The sequence below is a fragment of the Dactylosporangium sp. NPDC048998 genome, assembly GCF_043197855.1.
Lineage (GTDB): Bacteria > Actinomycetota > Actinomycetes > Mycobacteriales > Micromonosporaceae > Dactylosporangium.
In genome coordinates this window covers 114,368-137,846 of sequence record NZ_JBICTV010000015.1, presented here as the reverse complement: position 1 = coordinate 137,846, position 23,479 = coordinate 114,368, and the positions used below count along the sequence as shown (strand labels likewise).

Annotated in this window: 24 protein-coding genes; 6 read left to right on the top strand and 18 right to left on the bottom strand. The window is 70.9% G+C overall.

The features are described 5' to 3' along the window. Positions 1-60 precede the first annotated feature (60 nt). The gene (locus ACGFI8_RS29580) at positions 61-438 is read left to right on the top strand and encodes a hypothetical protein (protein ID WP_392809865.1); all 378 of its coding nucleotides are present in this window, start codon (positions 61-63) and stop codon (positions 436-438) included. Here the strand turns inward: ACGFI8_RS29580 and ACGFI8_RS29575 are convergent. The 12 genes from ACGFI8_RS29575 to ACGFI8_RS29520 form a co-directional block, all read right to left on the bottom strand. After that, positions 403-546 (bottom strand): hypothetical protein, encoded by a 144-nt coding sequence (locus ACGFI8_RS29575; RefSeq protein ID WP_392809863.1) that lies wholly within the window; start codon positions 544-546, stop codon positions 403-405. The genes ACGFI8_RS29580 and ACGFI8_RS29575 overlap by 36 nt on opposite strands. Positions 547-674: 128 nt before the next feature. Continuing rightward, positions 675-1,076 carry a hypothetical protein gene (locus tag ACGFI8_RS29570; protein ID WP_392809861.1) on the bottom strand — a complete coding sequence of 134 codons (402 nt, stop codon included), beginning with the start codon at positions 1,074-1,076 and terminating at the stop codon, positions 675-677. 87 nt (positions 1,077-1,163) lie between these two features. Then, on the bottom strand, positions 1,164-1,427 hold the full coding sequence (locus ACGFI8_RS29565; RefSeq protein ID WP_392809860.1) for a hypothetical protein: 264 nt from the start codon (positions 1,425-1,427) through the stop codon (positions 1,164-1,166). A gap of 682 nt (positions 1,428-2,109) precedes the next feature. Then, complete coding sequence (locus ACGFI8_RS29560; protein WP_392809859.1) at positions 2,110-2,895, bottom strand: hypothetical protein; 786 nt, start codon at positions 2,893-2,895, stop codon at positions 2,110-2,112. Positions 2,896-3,189: 294 nt separating this feature from the next. Continuing rightward, positions 3,190-3,369: a hypothetical protein gene (locus ACGFI8_RS29555; protein ID WP_392809856.1), complete on the bottom strand. Its 180-nt coding sequence runs from the start codon at positions 3,367-3,369 to the stop codon at positions 3,190-3,192. A 693-nt stretch (positions 3,370-4,062) separates the two neighbouring features. After that, positions 4,063-5,244 (bottom strand): DNA-processing protein DprA, encoded by a 1,182-nt coding sequence (gene dprA / locus ACGFI8_RS29550; RefSeq protein WP_392809855.1) that lies wholly within the window; start codon positions 5,242-5,244, stop codon positions 4,063-4,065. Between the two features lie 105 nt (positions 5,245-5,349). Beyond that, positions 5,350-6,597, bottom strand: a complete 1,248-nt coding sequence (locus tag ACGFI8_RS29545) for an FAD-dependent monooxygenase (RefSeq protein WP_392809854.1) — start codon at positions 6,595-6,597, stop codon at positions 5,350-5,352. A gap of 390 nt (positions 6,598-6,987) precedes the next feature. After that, complete coding sequence (locus tag ACGFI8_RS29540) at positions 6,988-7,791, bottom strand: hypothetical protein (RefSeq protein ID WP_392809852.1); 804 nt, start codon at positions 7,789-7,791, stop codon at positions 6,988-6,990. Then, the gene (locus ACGFI8_RS29535; protein ID WP_392809850.1) at positions 7,782-8,327 is read right to left on the bottom strand and encodes a hypothetical protein; all 546 of its coding nucleotides are present in this window, start codon (positions 8,325-8,327) and stop codon (positions 7,782-7,784) included. The genes ACGFI8_RS29540 and ACGFI8_RS29535 overlap by 10 nt, the downstream gene beginning before the upstream one ends. A gap of 112 nt (positions 8,328-8,439) precedes the next feature. Further along, positions 8,440-9,036, bottom strand: coding sequence for a hypothetical protein (locus ACGFI8_RS29530; protein WP_392809848.1), 597 nt, complete (start codon positions 9,034-9,036; stop codon positions 8,440-8,442). Positions 9,037-9,194: 158 nt separating this feature from the next. Then, the gene (locus tag ACGFI8_RS29525; RefSeq protein WP_392809846.1) at positions 9,195-9,638 is read right to left on the bottom strand and encodes a single-stranded DNA-binding protein; all 444 of its coding nucleotides are present in this window, start codon (positions 9,636-9,638) and stop codon (positions 9,195-9,197) included. 82 nt (positions 9,639-9,720) lie between these two features. After that, positions 9,721-10,155: a single-stranded DNA-binding protein gene (locus ACGFI8_RS29520; RefSeq protein ID WP_392809845.1), complete on the bottom strand. Its 435-nt coding sequence runs from the start codon at positions 10,153-10,155 to the stop codon at positions 9,721-9,723. Between the two features lie 395 nt (positions 10,156-10,550). Between ACGFI8_RS29520 and ACGFI8_RS29515 the strand changes: the two genes are divergently transcribed. The 5 genes from ACGFI8_RS29515 (at position 10,551) to ACGFI8_RS29495 (ending at position 15,734) form a co-directional block, all read left to right on the top strand. After that, positions 10,551-11,312, top strand: a complete 762-nt coding sequence (locus ACGFI8_RS29515; RefSeq protein ID WP_392809843.1) for a TnsA-like heteromeric transposase endonuclease subunit — start codon at positions 10,551-10,553, stop codon at positions 11,310-11,312. Further along, a complete protein-coding gene (locus ACGFI8_RS29510) occupies positions 11,309-13,372 on the top strand; it encodes an integrase (protein ID WP_392809841.1) in 2,064 nt (687 codons plus the stop codon). The genes ACGFI8_RS29515 and ACGFI8_RS29510 overlap by 4 nt, the downstream gene beginning before the upstream one ends. Next, positions 13,369-14,442, top strand: a complete 1,074-nt coding sequence (locus ACGFI8_RS29505) for a TniB family NTP-binding protein (RefSeq protein WP_392809839.1) — start codon at positions 13,369-13,371, stop codon at positions 14,440-14,442. The genes ACGFI8_RS29510 and ACGFI8_RS29505 overlap by 4 nt, the downstream gene beginning before the upstream one ends. Beyond that, on the top strand, positions 14,439-15,056 hold the full coding sequence (locus ACGFI8_RS29500) for a TniQ family protein (RefSeq protein WP_392809837.1): 618 nt from the start codon (positions 14,439-14,441) through the stop codon (positions 15,054-15,056). Before ACGFI8_RS29505 ends, ACGFI8_RS29500 begins: the two co-directional genes overlap by 4 nt. A 195-nt stretch (positions 15,057-15,251) precedes the next feature. Continuing rightward, the gene (locus ACGFI8_RS29495; RefSeq protein ID WP_392809835.1) at positions 15,252-15,734 is read left to right on the top strand and encodes a hypothetical protein; all 483 of its coding nucleotides are present in this window, start codon (positions 15,252-15,254) and stop codon (positions 15,732-15,734) included. A gap of 419 nt (positions 15,735-16,153) precedes the next feature. On the opposite strand, the gene ACGFI8_RS29490 is transcribed toward ACGFI8_RS29495, so the two are convergent. The 6 genes from ACGFI8_RS29490 to ACGFI8_RS29465 all read right to left on the bottom strand — a co-directional run bounded on the left by ACGFI8_RS29490 (position 16,154) and on the right by ACGFI8_RS29465 (position 23,182). Further along, on the bottom strand, positions 16,154-16,786 hold the full coding sequence (locus ACGFI8_RS29490; protein WP_392809834.1) for a hypothetical protein: 633 nt from the start codon (positions 16,784-16,786) through the stop codon (positions 16,154-16,156). A gap of 565 nt (positions 16,787-17,351) precedes the next feature. Beyond that, complete coding sequence (locus ACGFI8_RS29485; RefSeq protein WP_392809833.1) at positions 17,352-18,257, bottom strand: bifunctional DNA primase/polymerase; 906 nt, start codon at positions 18,255-18,257, stop codon at positions 17,352-17,354. 223 nt (positions 18,258-18,480) lie between these two features. Next, positions 18,481-19,299: a hypothetical protein gene (locus ACGFI8_RS29480; protein ID WP_392809831.1), complete on the bottom strand. Its 819-nt coding sequence runs from the start codon at positions 19,297-19,299 to the stop codon at positions 18,481-18,483. Positions 19,300-19,694: 395 nt separating this feature from the next. Beyond that, entirely contained in the window at positions 19,695-20,660 is a 966-nt protein-coding gene (locus ACGFI8_RS29475; RefSeq protein WP_392809830.1) for a hypothetical protein, read from the bottom strand. Further along, complete coding sequence (locus ACGFI8_RS29470; RefSeq protein WP_392809829.1) at positions 20,657-21,103, bottom strand: hypothetical protein; 447 nt, start codon at positions 21,101-21,103, stop codon at positions 20,657-20,659. Before ACGFI8_RS29470 ends, ACGFI8_RS29475 begins: the two co-directional genes overlap by 4 nt. A gap of 168 nt (positions 21,104-21,271) precedes the next feature. Further along, positions 21,272-23,182, bottom strand: coding sequence for a ParB/RepB/Spo0J family partition protein (locus ACGFI8_RS29465; protein WP_392809827.1), 1,911 nt, complete (start codon positions 23,180-23,182; stop codon positions 21,272-21,274). Between the last annotated feature and the right edge of the window lie 297 nt (positions 23,183-23,479).

Below are 23,479 nucleotides of genomic sequence, written 5' to 3'. Positions count from 1 at the left end.
GTGAGTTTGCGCGTTCTCATGGCGTAGCCGAAGCGATGCGGGGCTGTTTACCGTGAGCGTATGGCGACGAGTCAGAGCGGCACTGCGGCGGTCCGGCGGCTTCGGGCGGCGCAGGCGGCGCAGCGTCGGGCGGCGGCGCTGGTCGGCCGGGCGCAGGACGAGGTTTCGGCGGTTGCCGCGCGGCGGGCTGAGGCGTTGGGGCGGCTGGGCCGGGAGGAAGCGGCGGCGCGCGGCGGGCTCGATGTGGCCTTGGTCGTGCTGGCCGAGCTGGTCGGCGACTCGGTGGCGGCGCTGACTGCGGACGTGCCGGAGGTGGAGGTTCGGGCGGCGCGGCGGCGGGCGGACGGTGAGGCGGTGGCGCTGTTGGCGGCGACGCTGCGTGAGGGGCGGCGCGGGGCTGGTTCAGGGGCGGCCGACAATGAGGGCGGCGACGAGTAGCCCGAGGGCGGCGGCGGCTGCGAGGAGCGCACCGACGATGATCACCCAGGCGGCGCGGGTGACGGTCCGGCCGATCTTGTCGCGGGTCGGTTCGGGCGGCGGGGACATGGGTGGTCTCCTGGCTGGGATGTGGTTGGGGTACGCCGTGCGGGAGATTGTCCCGCACGGCGTCTTCTTTTTCCCGTCAGGCCCGGCCAGGCGGCGGCAGAGGTTCGCAGCACCGCCCGGCCGGGGGCTTAGCGGCGGTGGGCGCCGGGAGCGATGCGGAGGCCGAGGTGGTGTTCGAGGGCGCGGGCGGCGTCGTGCGCGCTGCGCTGCTCGCCTCGGGCGAGCAGGGCGCGGACCTCGGCGAGGTAGGGGGCGATGATGACGGTTTCGTCGTTCGCGGCGGCGGCGCGGTCGATGGCCTTGAGGCGCGCCTCCCATCGCGCGGGGCGGTCCGCCGGGGCGACAGTGAACGACTCGGCGTGGACGTTGTCAAGGAGCGGCCCGGCGCTGTCGGACAGTTGGTAGCGGGCGCGGCCCGTGGTGGTGTCGATGTGGGTGATGGTGAAGCGGCGGCCGGTGAGTGCGGCGACGGTGCCGTGATAGGTCACGGCGGCGCCGACCGGCGCGGCGCGGTGGCGTCTGCGCAGCATCGTGGGTGCCCTTTCGTGGGTGGCTGGCCGTTGGGGTGCTGCCCGTGGGAGCGCCGGGCCGTGTGCGGCCCGGCGCTGCGTGGGTGGCTAGAACGGCGGCTCGCCGTGGAAGGCGCACAGGTCGTCGGCGGTGACGGTGACGGGTCCGGCGTAGTACTCGGGGAACTCGTCAGGGTTGGGCGGGGTGTCGCCGTTGAGGATGGCGGGGATCAGCTCGGCGTAGCGGCCCCAGCCGAGGTCGTGCATGCGGTCGAGGGCTGCCGCATAGATCTCGGGTTCGCCGAGGTCGTGGGCGATGATCGCGACGTCGCCGAGGGCGATGAGGTCGGCGGTGGTGAGTGCGAGGGTCACGCTGGTTCTCCTTCGCGTGCGGTGCGGGTTTCTGGATTCGGTCGGTGCTAAACGACCTACATAAATGATACATCATCCCGGATGTGTTGACTAGGGTGGATGTAATGTTTGTGCTGGTGGGGCGGGGTTTGTTCTGCCGCGCAGCGGCAGGCTTCGCCAACATTGAGCCTCGTGTGGAGGTCCATCCCGTCGCCTGATCTTTGATTTGGCATGCCGGGTGGTCGGGTGCAAACGAGCGCTCTTTTTGCTCGTTTGCACCCGACCGCACGGTGTGGCATACCCCTTGGGGTCAGGTGGCGGGATGGACCGGAGCGCGAGGCGCCACCCTCGGACCGTGCGGGCCGGTCGGGGTTTGGGGCCATCCTGTTGTCTGCCCCGCCGGCGAGGCGAAGTTTTTCCTTCGGGGCGGAGCCCCGACCTCCGTCAGCGGCCGTGGGGCGCAGGCGGGCGGGTGTCCGGCGGTGGTGGTGCGTGCGCGACGAACCGCGCAGTCGCAGGGCCAGGGCCGGCGAAGCTGGGCCCCGGCCCGAGTCCCGCGGGAGCTGCGGACAGCGAGCCCGGCGGGCCGGGGTCCAAGGGATGCTGCACCGGTTCGGTGACGGCGTTCGCCGGCGGCGCCTTGCACCCCCGGTTCGCTGGCGTCATCGCGACGGCGGTGCGTCGGCCGACGGGGCAGGGCCGGCTACGGCTGGAGTGGCGGTGCCGCCGGCCGCAGCTGCCGGGGCTGGCTGGTGGAGCCGCGGCGCTGCTGGATGAAGGCGTAGGCGGTGGCGCCGAGCCAGCGGCGCCTGATGCCGTGGTTGCCGGGCTTACGGTCGTCGGGTGGCGGGAGGTAGAAGTCGTTGCCGGCAAGGAGGCTGTGCAGGGCTTCAGCGGCCGGGGCTGGGAAGGTGTAGCCGGGCAGTTCGGGTTGCCAGGTGCCGCCGTAGCCGGCGAAGACGTCGTGGAGTTTGGCGCCGAGTTCGATCTCTTCGGGGCCGTCGACGATGAGCCATCGGCCGTGGTCGGCGGTGGCGCGGGCGATGAGGCGGTGGCCGTCGAGGGTGGCGTGGCGGACGGCGACGGCGTATGCGTGCCAGACCGGTTTGCTGTTGTCGACGTAGCGGCTGAACGCACCGCGGGTGATGCGGAGCAGCGTCGTGAACGCGGCGACGTCGAGCAGCGCGTCACGGTCGACGTCGAGCGGCGCGTCGTGACTGCGGGCCTGGCCGATTTCGGCGACTCGAGCGAGGTAGCTGGCTCTGAACGCGGCGATGTCGGTGATGCGGTACCACTCGCGGCCGGATTTGCTGCCGTCGGGTCGGGTGCGCACACCGCGTCCGGTGGTGTCGGTGTGCCACGGTTCGGGGAAGCCGGTGGCGGCCCGGTCGGCGGCGAGGTTGACAACGGTTTGCCCGCTGCGGTCGAGGAGCTCGGCGACGCCGGGGCGGTCCGTGCACTCGTGACCGCGGATGATCCTGATCTGCACGGCAGAGGGTTCCTGTCGGTGAGGGCTGTCCGCCGTGCTGGTGGCGGCGGCCGGGGATCACTCCGTGGAGTGTTAGCACACCCCGGCCGCCATTTCCAGAAACCAGCCCCGCCCGAAGGCGCTTGGCCGACAACTAACCAGTGTAGCCGTCGCGTCTGGCATGGTCGAGCCGGCGGCGCTGACGCGCAGCAGTGCGGCCGGGGACGGGGGGCTGTGCTGAACAGGGTTCTGTCGGCTGCGGCCGGTGTGAGCGGGGCCGGCCTCCGGGACGTGGAGGCCGGCCCGGGGACAACGTCAGTCGCGGGTCGGCTTCGGGTCGCGGTAGCCGTTGATGATGCGCAGCTCGGCGAGGTCGGCGGCACGGTCGAGGCGGAAGTCCTGCTTGGCGCCGTAGGGCACGTAGGGGGTGGTGCCGCGGCCGCGGTGGATGTCGGGCTGCTCGGCCTGCTGGGCGACGTCGAGGTGGTGGAGCACGGCGGTGACCTCCTGGTCGGTGTGTGGGGTGCGGCGGGCCCGGTAGTGCGGGGCGGTGCCGCGCTGGCGGTCCTGGGTGGGACCGGTCGGCCGGTGCCTGGGCAGGCAGGCCGTAGGCCAGGCCGCGGCGGGTCGGCAGCGCAGCGGCCGGCGCCGCGGAGCAAGCCGGGCCGGGCCGGTGGGGGTGGTGCTTGCCAGGTGCCGGCCTGGCCGGTCATCGCTTGGGGCTGCTGGGCGTGGTTCCGGTCCGCGCCCGGCCCCTGCCGTGCTCCACGCCGGCCGGGCAGCGCCGTGTTGCACATCGGCGGCGGCGGCTGGACGGCAGCTCGTCCGCCGCGGCAGGCAGGTCGACGCCGGCGCTGCTGCTCGTTCGGCGGCGGCAGGTTACGTCGCCGTGTCCGTTGCGGCGGGTCGGGGTCCGGGCAGGAGGCGCTGGCCGCGTCCGGTGCCCAGGCCGGTGCCGTGGCCGATGAAGCAGCGCGCGCACATGTAGGCCCAGGCCCGTACACGGTCTTGCCGTCGTTGGCGGCTTCGACCACGACCTCGTGCAGTTCCCATTGCACAGGCTGCAGCCCCGGCGGCTACCGGGGTTGGCGCCGGGTACGGGTGCGGCGCGTGTGGTGGTGCTGCGGCGTGACCGTCGCGCCGAACCGTGGGTGACGGCTCGGCGCGGCGGTGCAGGCGGGTGGATCGTCAGCCGCGCTCACGGTGCACAGCGGGCGGTTCGCCAGCGCGCCGGTAACCGTTCGGGCCGGCTATCACGAGTCCGAGGTCGGCCAGCAGCGGCAGGGTTCGCCTGGCGTCGCGGTCGCTGACCCCGGCTGCCGCGGCGATCTGCTCCGCCCGCGTGGCGCGGTGTGGCTGCACCGCGTCGAGGATGCGCGCCTGCAGCGCGTCGAGGACCTCGTAGGGACGGTGTCCCGTTGGGGCCGGCTGGTTGACGCTGCCGATCTCCTCGATGATCTCCTCGACCCGGGTCACCAGGACGGTGTCCGGCTGGCGGAGCTCGATGTGGCAGCCGACGGACATCGCCGAGGTGGTCGGGCCGGGCACGACCATGGCGGCGCGCTGGAGCAGCCGGGCGCACGCGAGGGTGTTGCGCGCCCCGCTGCGTGAGCCGGCCTCGACCATGACTGTGCCCCTGGTCGTGGCTGCGATAATTCGGTTGCGGGCCAGGAACTGGGCCTTCTGCGGTTGGGTGCCGGGCGGCCACTCGGTCACCAGCAACCCCTCGGCGCCGATCTGCTCCAGGACTGCGGCGTTGGCCGCCGGGTATGCCCGGTCGATCCCGCACGCAAGCACGGCCACCGTCGACCCGCGCGCAGCCAGGGCACCCCTGTGCGCGGTCACGTCGATGCCGAGAGCGCCGCCCGATACGACGGTCCATCCGCGTTCGGCGAGGCCGTAGGCGAACTCGGAGGCGACGGATGCGCCGTAGCCGGTGGCCGCTCGTGCTCCGACGACCGACACGGACCGCTGTAGGGTCACGTCGAGCCGCTGTGGTCCGCGCAGCCAGAGGCACAGCGGCGGGTCGGTGTCGCGGCGGATGGGATTGTCGTCGTGGCTGCTGATCTGGGTGAGGTCGTGCAATGATGCCGGCCATTCCTCGTCGGCTGGGGTGACGATCCTGGCGCCGAGCTGTTCGGCGCGTCGGAGCATGCCGTCAGCGATGCGGTCTACGCGGGCAGATGCGCGTCCGGCCGCGCTCAGGCGGGCGTTGACGGCTTCGGTGAGCTCCGGGCTGAGGTCGCTGCCGTGCAGGAGCCGGTCGAGGGCGAGTGCTGGTCCGGTGCTGCGGATCAGGTTGCCGAGTTCGCGGTTGCCGGGCGTGGCGAGGGAAGCGAGGGCGAGGTAGGCGGTGCGGTCGGTGGCCATGGGTTCCTCCAGGGGCGAGTCGATGGATTGACGGGACCGGCCCGCGACGCCGGCTGCAGCGGGTGCTGGCAGCGCGGGTCGCGGGCCGACCGGGTCGGGGTTGGCTCAGGCTGTGCCGAGGCCGTACTGCCGGCCGAGTTCGGGTCCGAGGTGGACGGCGGCGACTGCGGCGGGCAGGTGGCGGTGCTGCCACCCGTCGAGGGCGGTCGTCAGGTCGGCGTGGTATTTGCGGTGCTGGGTGAGTGCGGCGGTGAGGCCCCAGGCTTGTTCGATGCCGTTGTTGGCGCCGCGGGCGGTGTGCGGCCGGACCGGGGCGAGGGCGTCGCCGAGCAGTACGGCGTGGCCGGCGCCGATGGGCCAGACCATGCGGGTCGGGGGTTCGATGTCCATGACCGGGGCGGCCATCCGGGTGGTGGTGGCGTGCACCAGGGCGGCCTGTTCGTTGGGCAGGTACCGCTCGGCGCTGGCGTCGACCTCGGTGCGGGCCGCTGCGGTGATGTGCTGCGGCAGGGCGAAGACCCGCCGGGTCGGTGGGGCGCCGAAGAACTCTGCGTATTGGGCGGGTGTGGCGCCGAGGTAGAACGTCCAGTCCGCGCCGCCGGGGACGGGGGCGACGTTGAACTGCATCCCGCTGTGCTCGGAGGGTTCGAAGCGCAGGAAGTCGCGCAGGTCGGGCCGGGTGCTGGTCGTCTGGCCGCGGTGGGCGACGTAGCCGGCGTAGTGCAGTCGCCGCTGCGGGTCCAGCAGCCGGCGCCCGGTCGAGGAGCGGCCGTCGGCGAAGACCACCAGGTCGGCGGGGGCGGCGTTGCCGTCGGCGAAGTGTAGCAGTGGCTGGTCGTGCTCGGCGGACAGGCCGGTGACCCGGGCGCCGGTGCGCAGGACGTCGGTGGGCAGGCGGCGGGACAGGGCCGTGTGCAGCAGCGTCCAGGTGGTGTTGCGGCCGGCGTAGAGGTGGCGCCGGACCTGTCCGGGTCGGCGCTGGCAGAGGGTGATCTGCATGACGGCCTCGGAGTCGTAGCGAACGAATTCGTCCTGGGGGATGCCGAGGTGGTCGAACACGTCGAGGGAGGAGTGCTCGAGGCCGATCAGTCCGCCGCCTTGCGGGGCGCTGGCCGGGATGGCCTCGTAGACGGTGACGTCGTCGAATCCAGCCTGCAGGAGCAGCAGTGCCGTGGTGGGGCCGCTCAGCGATCCGCCGACGACCGCGACCCGCAGGCGTCCGGTGGTTCGCGTCGTCGACCTGGCCGGCGTTGCGGCGGGCCGGCCGGCTGGGGGCGTGGTCGAGGTGTCTCGGTCGGGCGGCGTGAGGGATTGCGGCTGACTGTCGCGCTCGCTGCCGGCGGTGGAGGACATGCGGTGGGCTCCCATCGGGCGTTCCGGGTGCGGCTCACCTGGTGTGTGCGCCGGATCGGGCGATCCGGGGCGTCGGTATGCCGCGCTGACGGGCCTGGTCAAAGGCCGCCCTGGGCTGGGGCCGCAAGCCTCCAGAAAGAAGATCTTGGCGTCGAGCGGAGCGAGACACGGGTGCCAAGATGTTCTGCGCTGGGGGCTTGGCTGTCCCCGGTTCGGGTGGCCTGACCTTTGGGTCCTCAGCAGCGGCGTCTCCGCCGCCGCTGTGATGCCCGGGCCCCGGCAGCGCGGCAGGTCAGCCCTAGGCAGGCGCCAAGACCAGCCGGTCGCCACGTCTGCGCCGCTGGTGATGCTGAGGCGCTGGTACGGCCTGCACGCGCCGGCCATCGGCGGTCAGCGAGGCGTTGCCTCGCGCCGGACCTCCGGGGCGAGTTCGGCGCGGCGGCGCAGTTCCCGCAGCGGCAGGGGCCGGCTAACGCCGCCGCGCCGTTCCCGCAGGATCGCCACGTCGCCCAGCGTTGAACGCAGGCGTTCCTCCTCGGCCTCCGCCGCGGCGAACCGGTCGGGCGCGATGTCGAGCAGGTGCCGCCACTGCCGCTGGCCGGCTCGGACACACGCGCCGAAACAGTTGTTGTGGCTGAACCCTTCGGCGTAGGCGCGGGGCGGCTCGATGCCTTCGGCGCGGGCCCAGTCGAGCATCTCGGCTTTTGTGAGGTGCGGCGGGTCGCACATCGGGAACCGGACGGTCCAGGGCTTCCAGCCCCGTTCGATGCCTGGTGTGCGGTGCTGCTCGGCCCAGTCGATGCCGACGTAGAGGATCGTGGTCGCGGGGTCGGCGTTGGCGGTGAGCCAGGCACGGCACGGCTTCTGCTTCAGATGGTGAGAGCAGGGAGCGATCTTACTGTTGCCGATGAACCGCTGGTCGGCGAAGACCTGCCACGGTGTGCGGCCGTCGGCGACGACGATCGGTGTGACGCCGAGCTGGCCGGCGGCGTCATCGACGAAGCGCCACAGGTCCGGATCCTCGGCTTTCGTGTTCGCCGCCAGCAGGACGAGCCGGTCGGTGCCATGCTCGGCGGCGACGCGCATCGCGGTCGCCCAGGACCCGATGCCGCCGGAGAACTGGACCACGTGCAGCAGGCCAGCGGCGGTCTGGGGCGATGCGGAGGGCTGCGGGTGGCCGGCGGTCAGGGCCATGGTGTCGGCTCCGGGGGTTCGTGGTGGCGGACCCAGCGGCGCATGCCGTCGGTGTCCAGCCAATGCCAGCGGGTGCCGTCGACCCGTCGTTTCGGGCTGTGTACCGCATAGCGGCTGATGCCCAGGGCCGTGACGAACCGGGTGACGTAGTCGGCGAACGCGGCCGGGGTGCCGAACTGCGTGTCGAGGGCTGCCAGCTGCCGTGCGATCCGGCGCAGGAACGCGGTCATGCTGTGCGCGCGGACCAGGTCGACGGTGTGTGGCCGGTACTCGTACCGCCAGCCCCAGCAGCTGCAGTCTTCGGTCATGCCGTCGGTGTCGATCCGGCCGCGCACGGACAGGTCGGCGTAGCGGTCGTAGACGCCGTCGGGGCGGTCGAAGCTCGGGGTGAGCACTGCACCCGGGTCGGCGTACCCATGGTCGGCGATTGCCGGGTCGTAGCGGTAGGCGACATGGCCGGCGAGTTCGGCGATGCCGTGCTCATCGCTGCGGGCGAGGATGAGCAGCAGGTCGGAGCGTGGCCGTGACGGTTTCATGCGCTGGTCCCTTCAGGGGTTGCGGATGTCGCGCAGACGAGGGCCGCCCGGGGCCTCGGCGGCGAGCGCTGGGCCCCGGGCGGGGTGTGTCGTGCCGGGTACTGCTGGTGGGTCAGGTGCCGTCCAGGCCGCAGGAGACACAGACCAGAGCCTGTTGCGATGTCCGGTCCGGCGGCCCGATCCACACGCCGGCGGTGCGGTCGTCGCGGCACACCTCGGGTGACGGGTAGCGCCAGGTGCCGGCCACGACTCGGCGGCCGGGTGCGACGTACTGGCCGCCATGGTGGGCGACTGGCTCGTCGCGGTACTGGATCGGGTGCGGACTCGGCCGCGCAGGCAGTTGCGGGAGCTGGTCGGCGGCGCGTCCGGTGGACGTGTGCAGCAGCTCGAACGGCACGGCCGGCGATGAGCGGAGCGGCACGACGGCTGAGGACGTCCCCGGCGCGTGCTCGGGGAACGTCTCCGCGGCGTGGTCGCTGTCGTGCCGGGAGTGGGCTGCGTGCAGCTCGGCGAGTTCGGCGTGGTCGCCGGCGAGGAGGGCGAGTCCGGCGATGACGCGGGCGATGCCGGAGGCGAGGACTGCCTCGTCAACGATGACGCTGAGAGTGACCCGTCCATGGTCGTCGATGCAGTCGAAGACGATGGTGCGGCCGTGGCTGTGCATGGATCCGGCGGCATATGCAAGGTGCCGGGACGACTGGTCGAGCATCGAGGGGTTCCTTTCGTTGCGGTGCCGGCGCCGCATGTCGCTCATGCGGGGCGGTCGCTTCGATGGACGGCATCGGCGGTGCGGCGCCGTGGGAGGCTTGTGTGTGCAAGCCGGGGCCGGCCGCGGTGGTCGCGGCCGGCCCCGGTGTCGAGGTCGGGCTAGCGGTGGACCAGTTCCCGGTCGGTGACGACGTCGGGGTAGGCGTCGGCGGTGATCTGCTCGCCGTCGGCGGTGGTGACGAGGTCGGCGCGGCGGGTCCGCTTGGCCGGGCCGGGGTGCGCCTCGCCGAACCGCATGCTGAGGGAGACGTTGCGGGCCTCGACCTTCAAGCCGGCAAGCTCGTTGTCGTTGATGTAGCCCAGCAGCCGGCCGCCTTCGATGACGACGACCGTGCCGCGGGTGAGGTTGCGGACGTGGCCGGCGAGCTTGCCCCAGCACACGATGTCGAAGAACATCGGCTTCGCATCGACCCACTTGCCGGTGTGGTCGCGGTACTGGTCCTGGTGCACGATCGTGAACGTGACGAACTCGCGGCCAGACTGGGTGGTGTTGGTCATGGCGGAGGTGGTGAGCCTGCCTTCGACGGTGAGACTGAACTGCACGGTGCGCTCCACATGGGTGAGTAGTTCGAGGGACTGACCCGGGGCCCCGAGGCCGGCGGTGACCGGCCCCGGGGCGGTTCGGCTAGGCGGCGGGCTCGAGCTCCCGCGCGAACTCGGCATCCCACGCATCGCCGTAGCCGGAGCCGGCCTTGGCCGTGTCCTCGCGGGTGACGGTGGCGCCCTTGAACCGCATCGACAGGGCTACGTTGGCGGCGGTGACCTGCAGCAGGCCGCCGGGCTCCTGGGTCTCCTGGCGCGTATAGGCCCAGATGTCCAGGTCGTCGCGAGCCTCGACGATGACCGTGTCGCCCTTGCGCAGCTCGGCGACGCGTTCGGCGAGGCCCTCCCAGGCGGTGACGGTGATGAACATCGGGGCGCCGTCGACCCACTCGCCGTCCTTGTTGCGGCGGCGGCGGTTGTGCACGACCCGAAGCTCGGCGACGGCCTTGCCGGTGGCCTGGGTGAAGCGGAGCTCGGGGTCGGCGGCGAGGTTGCCCTCGAACATGAAGTGGAACATTGACGGTGGTCCTTCCGGTGGTCCGGGTGCGGCGCCTCGCTGGCCGGATCGACGTGGAGTGATCCGGGGTGCTGCGGTGCCGCGCTGACGGGCCGGTCAGAGCCCGCCCTGGGCCGGAGGTGCAAGCCAACGGGGAAAAGATCTTGGCGTCGAGCGGAGCGAGACATGCTCGCCAAGATGTTTTGCCAGGGGGCTTGGCGCCTCTGGCCTGGGTGGGCTGACCTGGTTCCGTTCAGCAGTGGCGTCTCCGGCCACCATGGATCGCCCGACGAACCGGTGCATGCGTGAAGAGCCCGGTGTCCCGTGCCATCGAAGCTTGTCCGATGCCATCGAAGTTTGTCCGAGTGGCGGCGTGGCGCCATCGAAGTTTGTCCACCGAGCGCGATGCTGTCTGAGTGACGCTCGTGGATGAGCTTGTGGTCTCGGCGGCGGTAGACGGTCGATCGACGTTCGCGGTCAAGTTCGTGGACGGAGACGGTGAGGTCCAACGCGGGCGCCTCGGGTCCTACTGGCAGGTGGAGTTCGAGCAGGTGCCGCCGGTACGGCAATTTCGATGGGCCAAAGGGACGGGCAGTTTCGCCGGCTGGTGGTGGTCGGAGACGATGGCGCAGCACGTGGGGTTCGAATCCTGGCTCGAACGCGACCACGCGATGCTGTTGGACCAGGACCGGGATGTGGTGGCGTTTGCGTCGCAGCCGTTCTGGCTGCTGTGGACGCAGCACGGGCGGATGCGTCGGCATGCACCGGATTTCTTCGCTCGGCGCGCTAACGGGACTGCTGTGGTGATCGACGTGCGTTCCGACGATCGCATCGGGCAGGCTGACGCGGAGGCATTTGATGCGACGGCGAGAGCGTGTGCCGAGGTTGGGTGGTCCTACCGCCGGGTCGGTACGCCGGATCCGGTGCTCGTGGCGAACGTGCGGTGGTTGGCGCGGTATCGACATCCTCGTTGCCGGGGCCGGCGCGACGTCGTCGAGGCGTTACTGGCGGTGTTCGCCGAGCCGACAGGCTTATTCGCTGGCGTGGCGGAAGTCGGGGATCGGCTTGCGGTGCTGCCGGTGGCGTATCACCTCCTGTGGCGGCAGGTGCTTCGGGTTGACCTGACTACCGAGCCGTTGCGGCCGGGGAGCCTGGTCCGGGTGGGTCGGCAGCCATGAGCGGGCCGGCCGTGCTGACAGTCGGGGACCGCGTGCGCGCTGACGCGGCGGTGCGCACCGTGGTCGGGTTCTCAGGCGTCTTGGTGCGGTTGGTCGACGCGTGCGGTGGCATAACCGAGATGCCGCTGACGTCGCTTCAGTCCAGACCGGACTTCGCGGTGCTGGACCGTCCGGCACCCCGGGCACTGCCCGCGACGGGGTTGCTGGAAGGACTGCCCGACGAGGTTGTCGCGCGGGCGTTGTGGTGGGAGCCGCATATTCTCGAGGTGCTGCATGGCGTCCGGCCCGACGCGGCACCGGGCACCTTACCTCAATCGTTGTACGACCCGTCGCTGCACTCGCTGACCAGCCGGGAGCGAGCGAAGGCGGCCGAGTTGTCCGCTGACGGACAGGCGGTGACCGCCAGAACGGTCAAGTACCTGCGGCAACGCTACGAGACACGGGGCGTGGTCGGTCTGGTCGACCACCGTGCCGACAAGCGCACCGCCGAGTTCGGGCGGGTCGACGCCCGGGTGGTCGAGGCGATGCGCGCCGCGATCGAGGAAACGACCCAGTCCTCCACCCGCACGGCCGGGTTTGTGCTGTGGCGGACGGTGCAGATGGTGCAGCAGTCGCCGGACGCGGCGAGGCTGGTGATGCCGTCGCGGCGGACGTTGTATCGGTTGTTCGGCAAGCTGGCGCAGGGCCGGCATACGACGGGGTCGGCGCGCACGCGCCGGTCGGAGGCGAACCGCCCGGAGCGACCGTTCGGGCAGGTGACACCCTGCGCGCCCGGCGAGTTGGTGCAGATCGACTCGACGCCGTTGGACGTGCTGGTCCGGCTCGACGACGCCGTGGTGGGACCGGTGGAGATGACCGGGATGATCGACGTAGCGACCCGGACGGTGACCGCCGCGGTGCTGCGCCCGACCACGAAGGCGGTGGACGCGTCGGTGCTGTTGGCCCGCACGGTGACCCCGGAGCCGATGCGGCCGGGCTGGGTCGATGCGTTGCGGATGTCGCACTCGGTGCTGCCGTTCACGCGGTTGCTGAGCATCGACGAGCGGTTGGCGCACGCGGCGGCACGGCCGGTGATCGTGCCGGAGACGATCGTGTGTGATCACGGCAAGGTGTTCATCTCCCGCGCTTTCCGATCGTCGTGCCGGTTTCTGGGGATCAACTTCCAACCGGCGCACAAGGGGACGCCGACCGACAAGCCACATGTCGAGCGGATGCTGGGTTCGGTGGCGACGCTGTTCACGCAGTTCGTCGCCGGCTACACCGGTTCGAACGTCGAACGGCGCGGCGTCAAGGTCGAAGACGGTCCCCTGTGGTCGATGCTGGAACTGCAGGAGTTACTGGACGAGTGGCTCGTCGCGGCGTGGCAGAACCGTCCGCACGACGAGTTGCGTGATCCGGCCGCTCCGGGCCGCGCGTTCACCCCGAACGAGAAGTACGCCGCGCTGGTCGAGGCGGCAGGGTACGTGCCGGTGGCGTTGTCCGCCGACGACTACGTCGAGTTGCTCCCGTCCCGTTGGCAGGCGATCAACGCTTACGGCATCCGGATCAACCGCCGCACCTACGACGACGAAGGGCTCAACCCGATCCGCCGGCAGCGTTCCGGAGTCAAGGAGAAGAAAGGGCTATGGGAGATCCACCACGATCCGTATGACGTGTCGCGGATCTGGGTGCGTAACCACCGCGACGGCGGCTGGATCACCGCGTTCTGGAAGCACCTGCACCGGGTGCCGACACCGTTCGGCGAACTGGCCTGGGACCACGTGCGTCACGAGCGGCCCGACGGCACTGAGGAACAGCTCGCTGACGCGGTGGCCGCGCTGCTGTCGCGCGCTCACGAAGGCCCGGAACGGGACGCCCGTCACACCCGGCGGGCGCGGCGGGTTGCAGCACGGACCCGCGCAACCAGCCGCGCCGCGGCGCCGCCAGGCACGGCCACGCCGGCACCGCCAGATCACGTCCCGCATGACCCGGTGCTCGAAGACGAGGAGGACGACACCCCGATGGCGACCGTGATCCCGTTGCCGCTGTTCGACCCGTTCGCCGAGGCGAGACGCCGATGACCACGGCGGCCAACACCGACACGACCGAAGGCGGCCCGCGACCCGACGAGCCCGCCGAACAGACATGGGCCGGCGGGCAGGTGGAGTATCACCGGCATCTGACCACCTTGGAAGGCTGGCGGCAGTTCACCGCCGCCGAGGTCGCCGCGCCCGCGCTGCTACCGGCCGCCAGGTGGAAGGCGCTGACCGACGTCGATCGGTCCGGATACGATGAACACCGGCTGGACTACCACACCCACATGGCGGTCGTCGCGACCAGCACCCTGCGCCAGGTCGTCAACGCCGGACGACGGCTGGCGTTGCTCAACCGGCATGCGGTCAGCGCCAGACGGGGTCTGATCTTGTCCGGCGCGGCCGGCACCGGCAAGACCACCGCCATCACCCAACTCGGCAAGACCCATGAGGCCACCGACCGGCTGCGCTACCCTGGGCTGGCGCGGATCCCGGTGGTCTACGTGACCGTCCCCCCGGCGGCCACGCCAAGGATGCTGGCGGTGGAGTTTGCCCGGTTCCTCGGCCTGCCCATGACCTACCGGGCCAATATGACCGACGTGATCGAGGCCGTCTACGGGGTCGCGATTGACGCCCGCGTCGGGGTGGTCTGTGTCGATGAGATCCACAACCTGCAGTTGGCTACCCGCAGCGGCGCCGAGGTATCGGACACGTTGAAGTACTTCTCCGAGCGGATCCCGGCGACTTTCGTGTATGCCGGGATCGATGTCGAACGCGAGGGCCTGTTCTCCGGCACCCGCGGCCGGCAGATCGCCGGCCGCTTCACTCTGGTCGAGACGGTGCCGTTCCCTTACACCACGGAGTGGCAGGGTTTGGTGGCATCGCTGGAACAGGCGCTGCGCCTGCACCATCACCGCGCTGGAACGCTCAGCCGGCTCGACCAGTACTTGCACCAACGCACCGGCGGGATGATCGGCAGCCTGTCCCACTTGATCCGCGGCGCCGCGATCGAGGCCATCCTCGACGGCACCGAGAAGATCACGAAAACAGTGTTGGAAGGTGTGGAGCTCGACCACGCCGCCGACCATTACCGCACCCGCGCCCAGCGAACGACATGAACGACCACCGTCGGACCGCCGAGCATGACCAACTGCGCGCCCTGCCCATCGCCGTCCGGCCACGCCACGGCGAAACTGTCGAGTCCTACATCCGCAGGCTCGCCCGCGCCAACCACCTGCGCCCCAGCTACCTTCGCCGCTACCTCGCAGGCCGCCCCGGGCTCAGCGCAGTCCGACCGGAACGCCTCGTCGCGCTGTCCGGACGCACCGCAGACACGCTCAGCAGAGCCTTCGCCGACTTCGACACCACGGCCCGCCGGCCACAACGCACCGACCGGCTCCGCCGCCGCCATTCCGAGAAACCCGCCCTCTACCGGGCGATCCGCGCCGCCCTGGCAGCCGAGCCCGACATCAGCGTCAAGAGCCTCTGCACACGTTTCCGGGTCGGCGCCCGGACCGTGGCCTTGGCCGTTGCGTCCCCTGAACCACCGCCCTGGAAGGCTCCCAACAAGAAATCCTTGCTCGGCCTTCCCGGCATCATCGACGCGCTGCTCGACAGCCGTCCCGGCATCTCGGCGCTTCATATCTGGGAACAGATCCTGGACACCACCGAAATCGAGGTCTCCTACGGCAACGTCGCCATGGTGGTCAACCAACGACGGCCTAAACCGTGAGCCGCACGCTAGAGCGTGAATAGTCCACTGCTTATCAAGCGTTTGCGGGAATATGAAGACCTCTCCTCACGAGCCAACATGCATCCATGGGGTTGTTAGCGTGCAGGAGTCGCGAATCCGCGCGACCACGTAAGGGGAGGCTCCTTGTTGTTCCATCGAATTGCCGCAGTTGCGGTAGGTGCTCTACTCGGCGCCATGCTTGTCGGTGCCGGAGCGGCCAACGCGGACCCGCTACCGGCTCCGCCAACCACCGTGCCGGCAAGTGTCGGCGAAGCACTTAGCAAGAGGCCGATTGACACGCTGTCGCCGTACGAGTTCCGCGACCTCGCCATCTATCTCATCGCGCAACAGGAAAAGCGGAAGAGCCTCGGCCTCATCGGCGCCGTGACCGCGGCACCGCAGACGGTCGCGTCCATCGGTGTCAGCGGCACGAACGTCGTATCAACAGGAGTGACGGTCGACTGGCCCAACGTCGGCGTAGAAATCACCGGTGAATTGTTTCGACCCGACAATTCGCTGTCGTACAGAGATGATCGATACTGTTCAGCTGACCACTCATGCACCTACCCGACCCACTACACCGACTGCACCTGCCAGCACGGCTGGTGGCAGCTGTATGTGGTCGGCTGGCAATCTGGACAGGCATCGGTCGCCGACCGCGCAGACGTCCTCACCTGACGTGGATCACGCTGTCAGGACCAACCAACGACTAGTTGACTCCTGATAGGGTTAGCGATATGTCTGACGAAGACAGCAGGCGCAGCGCCCGCGTTCCGTTCCCACTCTGGACGCCGGTTACGGACCTTCCGTTCGTCGCGGAAATGTCCGGAACCATAGAAACTGGCACCGGAAAAGTGGTCGGTGCGTCTGCTGCCTACGGCATCACGGGAGGCGAAGGCCCGCAACCCTTCATCCAGACGTGGTCATTTGACGCCCTGGATTCAACATTCAGCAGCGACTGGCCGGCGCGACATGCCGCAATGTCATTTGCATCACTGCTCGCGCGGCAGCCGGGTCAGACAGCACGATCAGCTGTCTTGCGGCTTCAGGAGCTTGTCTCCGGTCCCGGCGACCCGGTGACGCTGGATCTTAACGGATCACCAGGCCGCGGTGTGATCTACAGCATCCGACCCCTCGGAACCGTCATCGCATCCACCGACGCAAGCCCGCCATTTGCCGCAGCCTGCACTCTCATCGACCAGATTCCACGCTTCGTTCACGAGCCAACGCCGACTCAGTAGGCCTGCCGTGGCTCCCGTTTGCCGATCGATTCGTCCATAGTCCCACCCCATGATCCGCCCGATGTCGATGTCGAGCATCGCCGAATCGGCCTGTACTGGACCAAGACGCTGCTTTGTCCGGATGCCGACGAGATCAAACGCATCTTCGGAGTCGGACGCGCTACCGTCGCGAAAGCTGTCGCTGCGCCGAACCCACCGCCGTGGCAAAAATCCGGCAAAAGGCGCCACAACCGGTTCGCGGCGGCCGTCGACGCGATCCACGACGACGAACCACACCTCAACGCCGCCCGAGTCTGGGCCGAGATCGTCGACACCAGCGGCAGCCGCGTGTCCTCCGCGAGCGTTGCAGTAAGCCCAGTCGTCACCCCGCGCCCTCTCGTGGCCGTTGACCTTGCAGCCCCAATGCCAGCCCCGACCGGCCGGAAGGGGCGCATGGCCGACAAGCGCCATCATCGAGATCCACACCGACTGGGCAAACTTCGATGGCACACACGTCGCCACCCCAAGGTCAATTCCGCCAGGAGCCCGCTGCGATCTAGCACCTCGCTGCGCCATCCAACCGTGTCCGCCCAGGCAGCGGACCTAAAGTCGGGCAATCTTGGCTGGCAAAGGACACCCGGGCACAGACGTGGGCACGACGACAGCGTTCGTGTCATCGACGGCTCGTTGAGGCGACAGCGTCGGCCGCCCAGGACCGCAGCGGAAGCGGCTCGGCGGGTGGCGCATCCGTCTTCAGGGCCATGGGGCCGGGTCCGTGGCCCGCGATTCGGTGCCGCCCTCAACGGGAGGGTCGCCCGTCCGGCTGGCCGCCGGGGGCGCGGTACGGCGAGGTCGAGCTCGTGCACGAGGGTCCGGGGATGTTGACCCCGCGATGGCCGGATGCGCGCAGATCGGCCAGATGTCGGCGTCGGGTCGCAGTTCCGGTGGGTCAGGGGCGGGGAACGGTGGGTCCTCACAGGCGTGGTTGCACGGCTGCGCCCGCCGGATTGGCGGGCGCAGCCGTCGTGCGGGTTCCATGAGCGCCGTGCAGAACCTGATGGGCACCGGTGGCGGGTTACCGCCGGGGACGACGGAGTCCGGCCCGCCACCCGGATCGGATGGTGCGCCGGGCTTCTACCGGGCTGAGGCCGACGTCGAGGGCGGCGTCGGTGAGCTGCGTCCAGACGGTGTGCTCGTCGAGGTCGCTGCGGGCGGCGAGCTGCCCGAGCCGGAACGCAGCCAGGTGCAGGGCGTTGTTGCGGCCGCCGGCGACGACGCGCCGCCCGCCGTGGACGACGGGCCGGGGTGCGTTGCGGATGCGGGCGACCTCGCCGTGCAGCGCGGCCGCGGTGTACCGGTCGAGGTTGGTGACGCCGCCGCCGTCGGCGCGTGCGGCGACGGCCGGTGGTGCGGGTGGGATGACGATGCTGCGCAAGGCCGGTGGGCAGTCGGGCAGGTCCGGGGCGGTGGTCCACGGCTGCTGGAAGGCGTACCGGGTGTCGGTGGCATGCAGGGACGGTGGTGCGACGGCGGAGCCGCCGCGGCCGCGCCAGTCGACGCCGGGCAGCATCCCGACCCGGCTGGGCAGCCCGGAGCTGGCGTACCAGATGTGCCAGCCGAGCCCGGTCTGCACGAGCGGTGCGGCGGGCCGCACGACGTCGAGCACGTCCAGGACGCGACGTAGCCCGTCGGCGGTGTCGACGTCGCACACGTCCAGGACCGTGCCGGTGGCGACGCCGACGTTCGCGTCGGGCCACCGCCGCCACCAGGCCCGGATCAGCGTGGGGTTGGTGGAGGCGTCGCGCAGGCCGTGTTCGAGGCGTGGGTGTTTGCCGGGCGATGCGCAGTCGCGCCCGTCGCGGCAGCTGCACCCGCGGGTCGGGTGCGGGGTGTGCAGGGGCATGACCGGGATCCCGGCCGTGGTGTAGTGCAGGGCCGCGGCGAGCAGGCCGGGCGCCGTGGTGGGTGCGGTGGCGGACATCGGGACCTCCCTTCGCAGAGACATGGGTGGCGCTGGTCGTGTGTGGCGGGGCGGGGCGGCTCACTGGTCCCGCCTCGGTGTGCGGGCCGTGGTGGTTGCGCTGGTGTTGCCGGCGGTGGTGGGTGGTGCGGACATGGGCGCGGTGCCTTTCTGTCGGAGGTATGCGGCAAGCCCGCAGCGGCACGCCGGCTGCGGGCTGCGAATGAGGTCGAGGAGGACGTGGTCAGGCGTACCGCGGGTGCGGACGCTCGGGCCCAAGCGGTGGGGGCGGGCAGCGGTGCGCGGTGTGCGCCTGCAACAGGCGCAGCAGGGTCATGCCGGGCTCGATGAGCACGGTGCGCGCGTCGCAGCTGGTGCAGGTGAGCCAGTCGCCGTCATCGGTGGCGGTCACCCGTGTTTCCGGGTCGGCGGCGGGCAGGCGATGCCGGTGCGGCGGTGCCGGTGTGGCCTGCAGACGCAGCGGCGACAGCTCCTGCAGCAGTTCGGCAGCCGCCTGGGCGCTGGCGAGTTCCTCCGTGGCTGCCGCGAGCAGCCGGGCGGTGGGCAGGATGGCGCCCTGCACGAGGCGACTGAGCCGAAAGTCGGCACTGGCCCGGGCCGCGGCAAGGGCGAGCGCGTTGACGTCGAGCGCCTGGTAGTGGGCGACGAGCGCGTCCAGGACGCTGTGCAAGTACCGGCTGGACTCGGCGGGCAGCGGCGCGTACCGCCACGCCACAGTGCGCCAAGGTGCGGCGCTGCGGATCGAGAACTGCGGCCGGCCGGCCGAAGCGTGCAGGGGTGCGTATCCCCAGCCGTCGGCGGTGACGCCGTCCACGACCGGCAGGTCGGGCGGGGCGGCAGCGGTCGTCCGCGGTTCGGCGCCGAACTGGACGCTCAGGCGGCTCGGCAGCGGTTCGGTGTCCGGGACGTCCGGCCGGATGAGCACGGCACCGTGCAGCCGGGTACCGGTGAGCTGGTAGACGACCGTGCCGGCGGCGCGGGGGGTGGTGTGGACGGTGACCGGTTCGCCGTCGGGCGCCGGGCAGATGAGGGTCGTGGTCACGGATACGCCTCCGGGGGGCGGTGATGGTCGTCGCCGGGCCGCCCCGCGCTGGCGGATCCGGGTGTGTGCACCGGGGACGGTAGGCGAGGACGGCCCGGCGCCAGGGGTCAATGGACGGGCGGGGAGAGGCCGATGGTGGTGTCGCACAGTGGGTCGGCCAGCAGCGCGTCCAGCACGCCGGTGACCGTGTGTGCAGCAGCTCGACGGTGCTGGGGCGGTGTCGATGCGGTCGCGGAGACGCTCGAGTTCGGCAGCGGTCAGCGGGCGCCGGACCCGGTAGGTGCTGGCGAGTTCGGGCATGAGCAGGCTCCTGACACAGCAAGGCCCCGGCGCCGGATGCGCCGGGGCGAGGGATGGTCGTGTGCGAGGCGGTTGCCGGGGCTTGGAGGTGCTGCCTACGGTCGGCGGAACACCGCGATGCGCTCGTCAGGGAGCTCGACTCCGCGGACCTCGGAGCGGAACAGGTGCTCGGTGAACGCGTCGAGGTTGAAGTACCGGTCCGGTATCCCGGCGGCGGCGAACGCACGGGTCCAGCCGTTGCGGTCGCATTCGGTGCGGGCGAACGTGTGCCGGGTCTGGTGGGTACCGGCGTAGGCGTCGCCGAACGCGGCGGTGACGGTGTCGGGGGTCGGGTCGGTGGTGCTGGCCCCGGCGAGATTGAGCCAGGTCCCGATCGTCGCGGCCGGCAGGTCGTGCGCGGTGGCGAGGTGTTCGATGGTGCACAGGATCGGCAGGTCGAACCGGGCGCGCCGCTCGCCGTACGCGCCGTACCCGTGGACGTCCAGGATGAGCGCGTCGTTGCCCTCCGCGACGCCGGTCACCGTCGCGACGTGCAGCCGGCTCGCCGGAAGGTCGGCGGTGACGCGGGTCCAGAAGGTGAGCGTCGGATCGGCTGGGTCGGCGACGAGGACGCGGGTGCCGGCGTCGGCCGGGCGGCCATCCGGCCGGAACGCTGGCAGGTCGCTGTGGGTCCGGTGGTCGCGCTTGTCGCGCAGCTTCGCCAGTTCCAGCAGAGCTGTACGGGCCAGCTGCGACAGTGCCGCCACCGCCTGGGTCTGGATGTGGCGCTGGTAGTCGCTGAGGTCGGCCGGCGGAGTGACGACCTCGGCCGCGCGCGTGAGCCACGCGACGGGCGTGTCGTCGCAGGAGACCACGTACCAGATGGTGTCCGGGCCGGGCGGAGTGCTCGGCGACGGGTAGACGCTGGCGTGCAGCTGCAGCGCGGCGTCCTCGGTGAGGGTACCGGGCAGGACCGGCGTCAGGTACGTGTGCCGCAGGCACCGGCCGGTCAGCCGGCCGACCCTGACGTCGGCGCAGGCGCGGATCTGCCGCCAGGCCTCGGCCTGCGTGGTGTGGTTCATCGGCGGGTCTCCTTCGTCAGTTGCAGGTCGGCGGGGACGGTGCTGCGCCAGGTGTTCGGCATCGGGTCGAGGACCGGCCGGTCGTCGACGGTGACGGCCAGGCCCCAGTCGTCACGGTTGGCGTCGGTGTCGCCGCTGGTGATGGCCACCTGCAGGTCGGCCGGACCGGTCGTGGGCTGGGCGACGCGGATGGTGTAGGGCCCGGCGGTGACCGTGGCAGTGAGCAGGCCGTACCGGTCCTCGCTCACTTCGGCGGTGACGTCCCACGTCTCGTTGAGCAGGGGCCGGCCGCTGCCGGCGATGAGCTGGCCCACCAGGTCCATGAGGTCGGCGCCGGACGGGTCGGCGGTGCTGTTGAGGTAGGCGGTGAGGTCGTCGACGATGGACGTGTCCGGGTGACGCTCGTTGCCCGGATGCTCAGGTTCGGTGCTGCAAACGGTCACGTGGTCGCTCCATCAGGGTCACGGGCGTACGGCTGGTCGGTGGGCGGTGGCATCGGCCCGGGGCCGGGTCTGGCCGGCCCCGGGCGGCGCGCCCGCCACGCGAAACCGGCGGGGCCCGACGAACGCGTGGGCCCCGCCGGTACAGGCGGATGCAGGTGCGAGCGGTGTTCAGCCGGTGGTGGTGAGCTCCGCACCGACCAGGTCGTCCAGCTCCTGACCGAGGTCGACGCCGTCATCGCTGCTGTGGCCGTCGCTGTGGTCGACGACGGCCTGGTCGAGGTCGACGTCCTCGACGCCGGCCGCCCCATCGGTGTCCAGCTGCACCGGGCCGTCGGAACCCGCGGCGCTCACGGTCACGTCTGCCACCGCGTCGGCGAGGTCCTCGTCTGTCTCGCCGGTAGCGCTGCCGGGCTGCTGTCCGTCCGCGCCGTTCTCGTCTTCTCCGCTCTCGTCGTCATAGTCCTCCTCGTCGTCCTCGTCGTCGGTGCGGGTGAGGGAGTCCAGGAGCTGCTGCTCGGCGTCGGCGAGGCCGTAGCCGTCCGCGACGAGCTGGGCGTACCAGTCGACGACGGCGGTACGGTCGAACCCCCAGCCGTCGCTGTCGGCGGCGCGGGCGAGGTTGTTTTCCTGGGCGCAGATCCACCGGGCCACGCAGCTGCGCCGCAGCCGGTCCTCCCCGGCGGTGCGCAGGACGTCGTCGCTGCTGCCGCCGAGGTTGGCGTACAGGCCGTCGACGTCGGCGAAGCTGATGTGGTGCACGCGGATGAGGTCCTGGCGCAGCGCGGTGGGGAACAGCCGCTTCGCGCCCTTGGCGGGGCCGTAGGTGGCTAGGATGTGCTGGCGGCGCAGCCCCTTGGCGGCCTCGAGCGCTTCGAGGAACGCGGCCCGGGCCTGTTCGGCCTCGACCTGCGCGGCGATCTCCGCGTCGGACAGCTGCCGGCCGTAGGTCTGCTTGAACTTCGTGTAGCCGTACTTCGCCGGGTCGGTGCAGTACACCACCGTGTCGGCGCCGCTGCCGACCTTCTCCACGAACGCGGCGAAGCCGGGCAGGGCCTTGACCTCGTCGGGGTCGAGGCGCCTGCCGTCGCCGTCGACGAGCTTCCGCACGTCGGTGGCGGTGCTGGTGTACCCGAACCCGGCCGGTTTGCTGGTGACCGTGACGCCGTCGATGACGAGCTTGGCCTTGGCCAGCTCTTTCGCCTTCGCCGAGGCGATCTTCGACAGCTCACCGGCGAGGGTGTGCCGGCGGCTCCACCCGGACTGGGCCTTGAGGACCTTGGCCAGTGCGGTCGGGTTGTCGCCCAGGGCCTCGATGTCGTCGTCGACCTCGTCGAGGCTGAGCTGGCCGCTGTCGAGGGCCGCGGACACCGCCTTGGGCAGTCGGCGCAGCCGCAGGCTGCGCAGCACGGTCTCCTCGGTCACGCCGCGCACGGCGGCGATCTGCCCGGTCGTCCAGTCCAGCAGGGTGAGCTGCTCGAACGCGTCGGCCTCCTCCGAGGCGGTCAGCCCGACGCGGTGGACGTTCTCGGCCAGCTGCGCCAGGATCCGCTTCACCTCGTCGTAGTCCGTGGCCAGGATGCACGGCACCCGGAACTTCCGCACCAGGATCGAGGCGTACTTGCGGCGGTGGCCGATCACGATCTGCCAGGCGCCGTCGCGGCCGGGTGCCGGGACGACCACCAGAGGCTGGAGGATGCCGACCTCCTTGATCGATGCCTTCAGCTCCGCCAGCTGCCGGACACTCGCCGGAAGGTCCTCGAGGTTGCCGGCGACCAGCGTCCGGAGGTCCTCGATGTCGGGGTCATCAGCCAGCGGCTCGGGGGTGAGTCCGAGACTCTCCCGCAGGTTTTTGCGCAGGTTCTTGGGGTCGTCGAGCAGCTCGCGGGCGTCCAGGTAGTCGGTGACCAGCGGCGGCAGGTCGGCGTCGTCGTCGGCCGGGTCCGTGGTGGTCGTGTCGTCGGTGGTGTCGGGCTGCTCGGCGGGTCCCGGCGCGCTGAGCTCGGTGCCGTCACCCAGGTCGGTGGCGTCGAGATCCGTAGCGGTGGGGTCGGCCGGGAGCTGCAGGACTGCTGTACTCATGGTGCTCGTCCTCCATAAGGAGTAAGAAGCGGACTACCGCCATCGGCTTTCGTGCGAGCCGGTGTGCGGTGCTGGCCCGATCCGCCCGGCCGGCCGCTCGGCGCCGGCGCGCAAGACCCACCCCTGCGGTTCCTGCGTCGTGGAGGGCGGGTTGTCAGGGTGGGTCTTGCGGGGCAAGCCGCGGTCGGCCAGGATCGAGGGCCAGCAACCGCATCCGGCCGCCCGTGGCCGGCGGCGGACGCGTCACGCCGTCCGTTCTGCTGCTGGTCGTTTCCAATGCGGGACGGCACGCTGGTC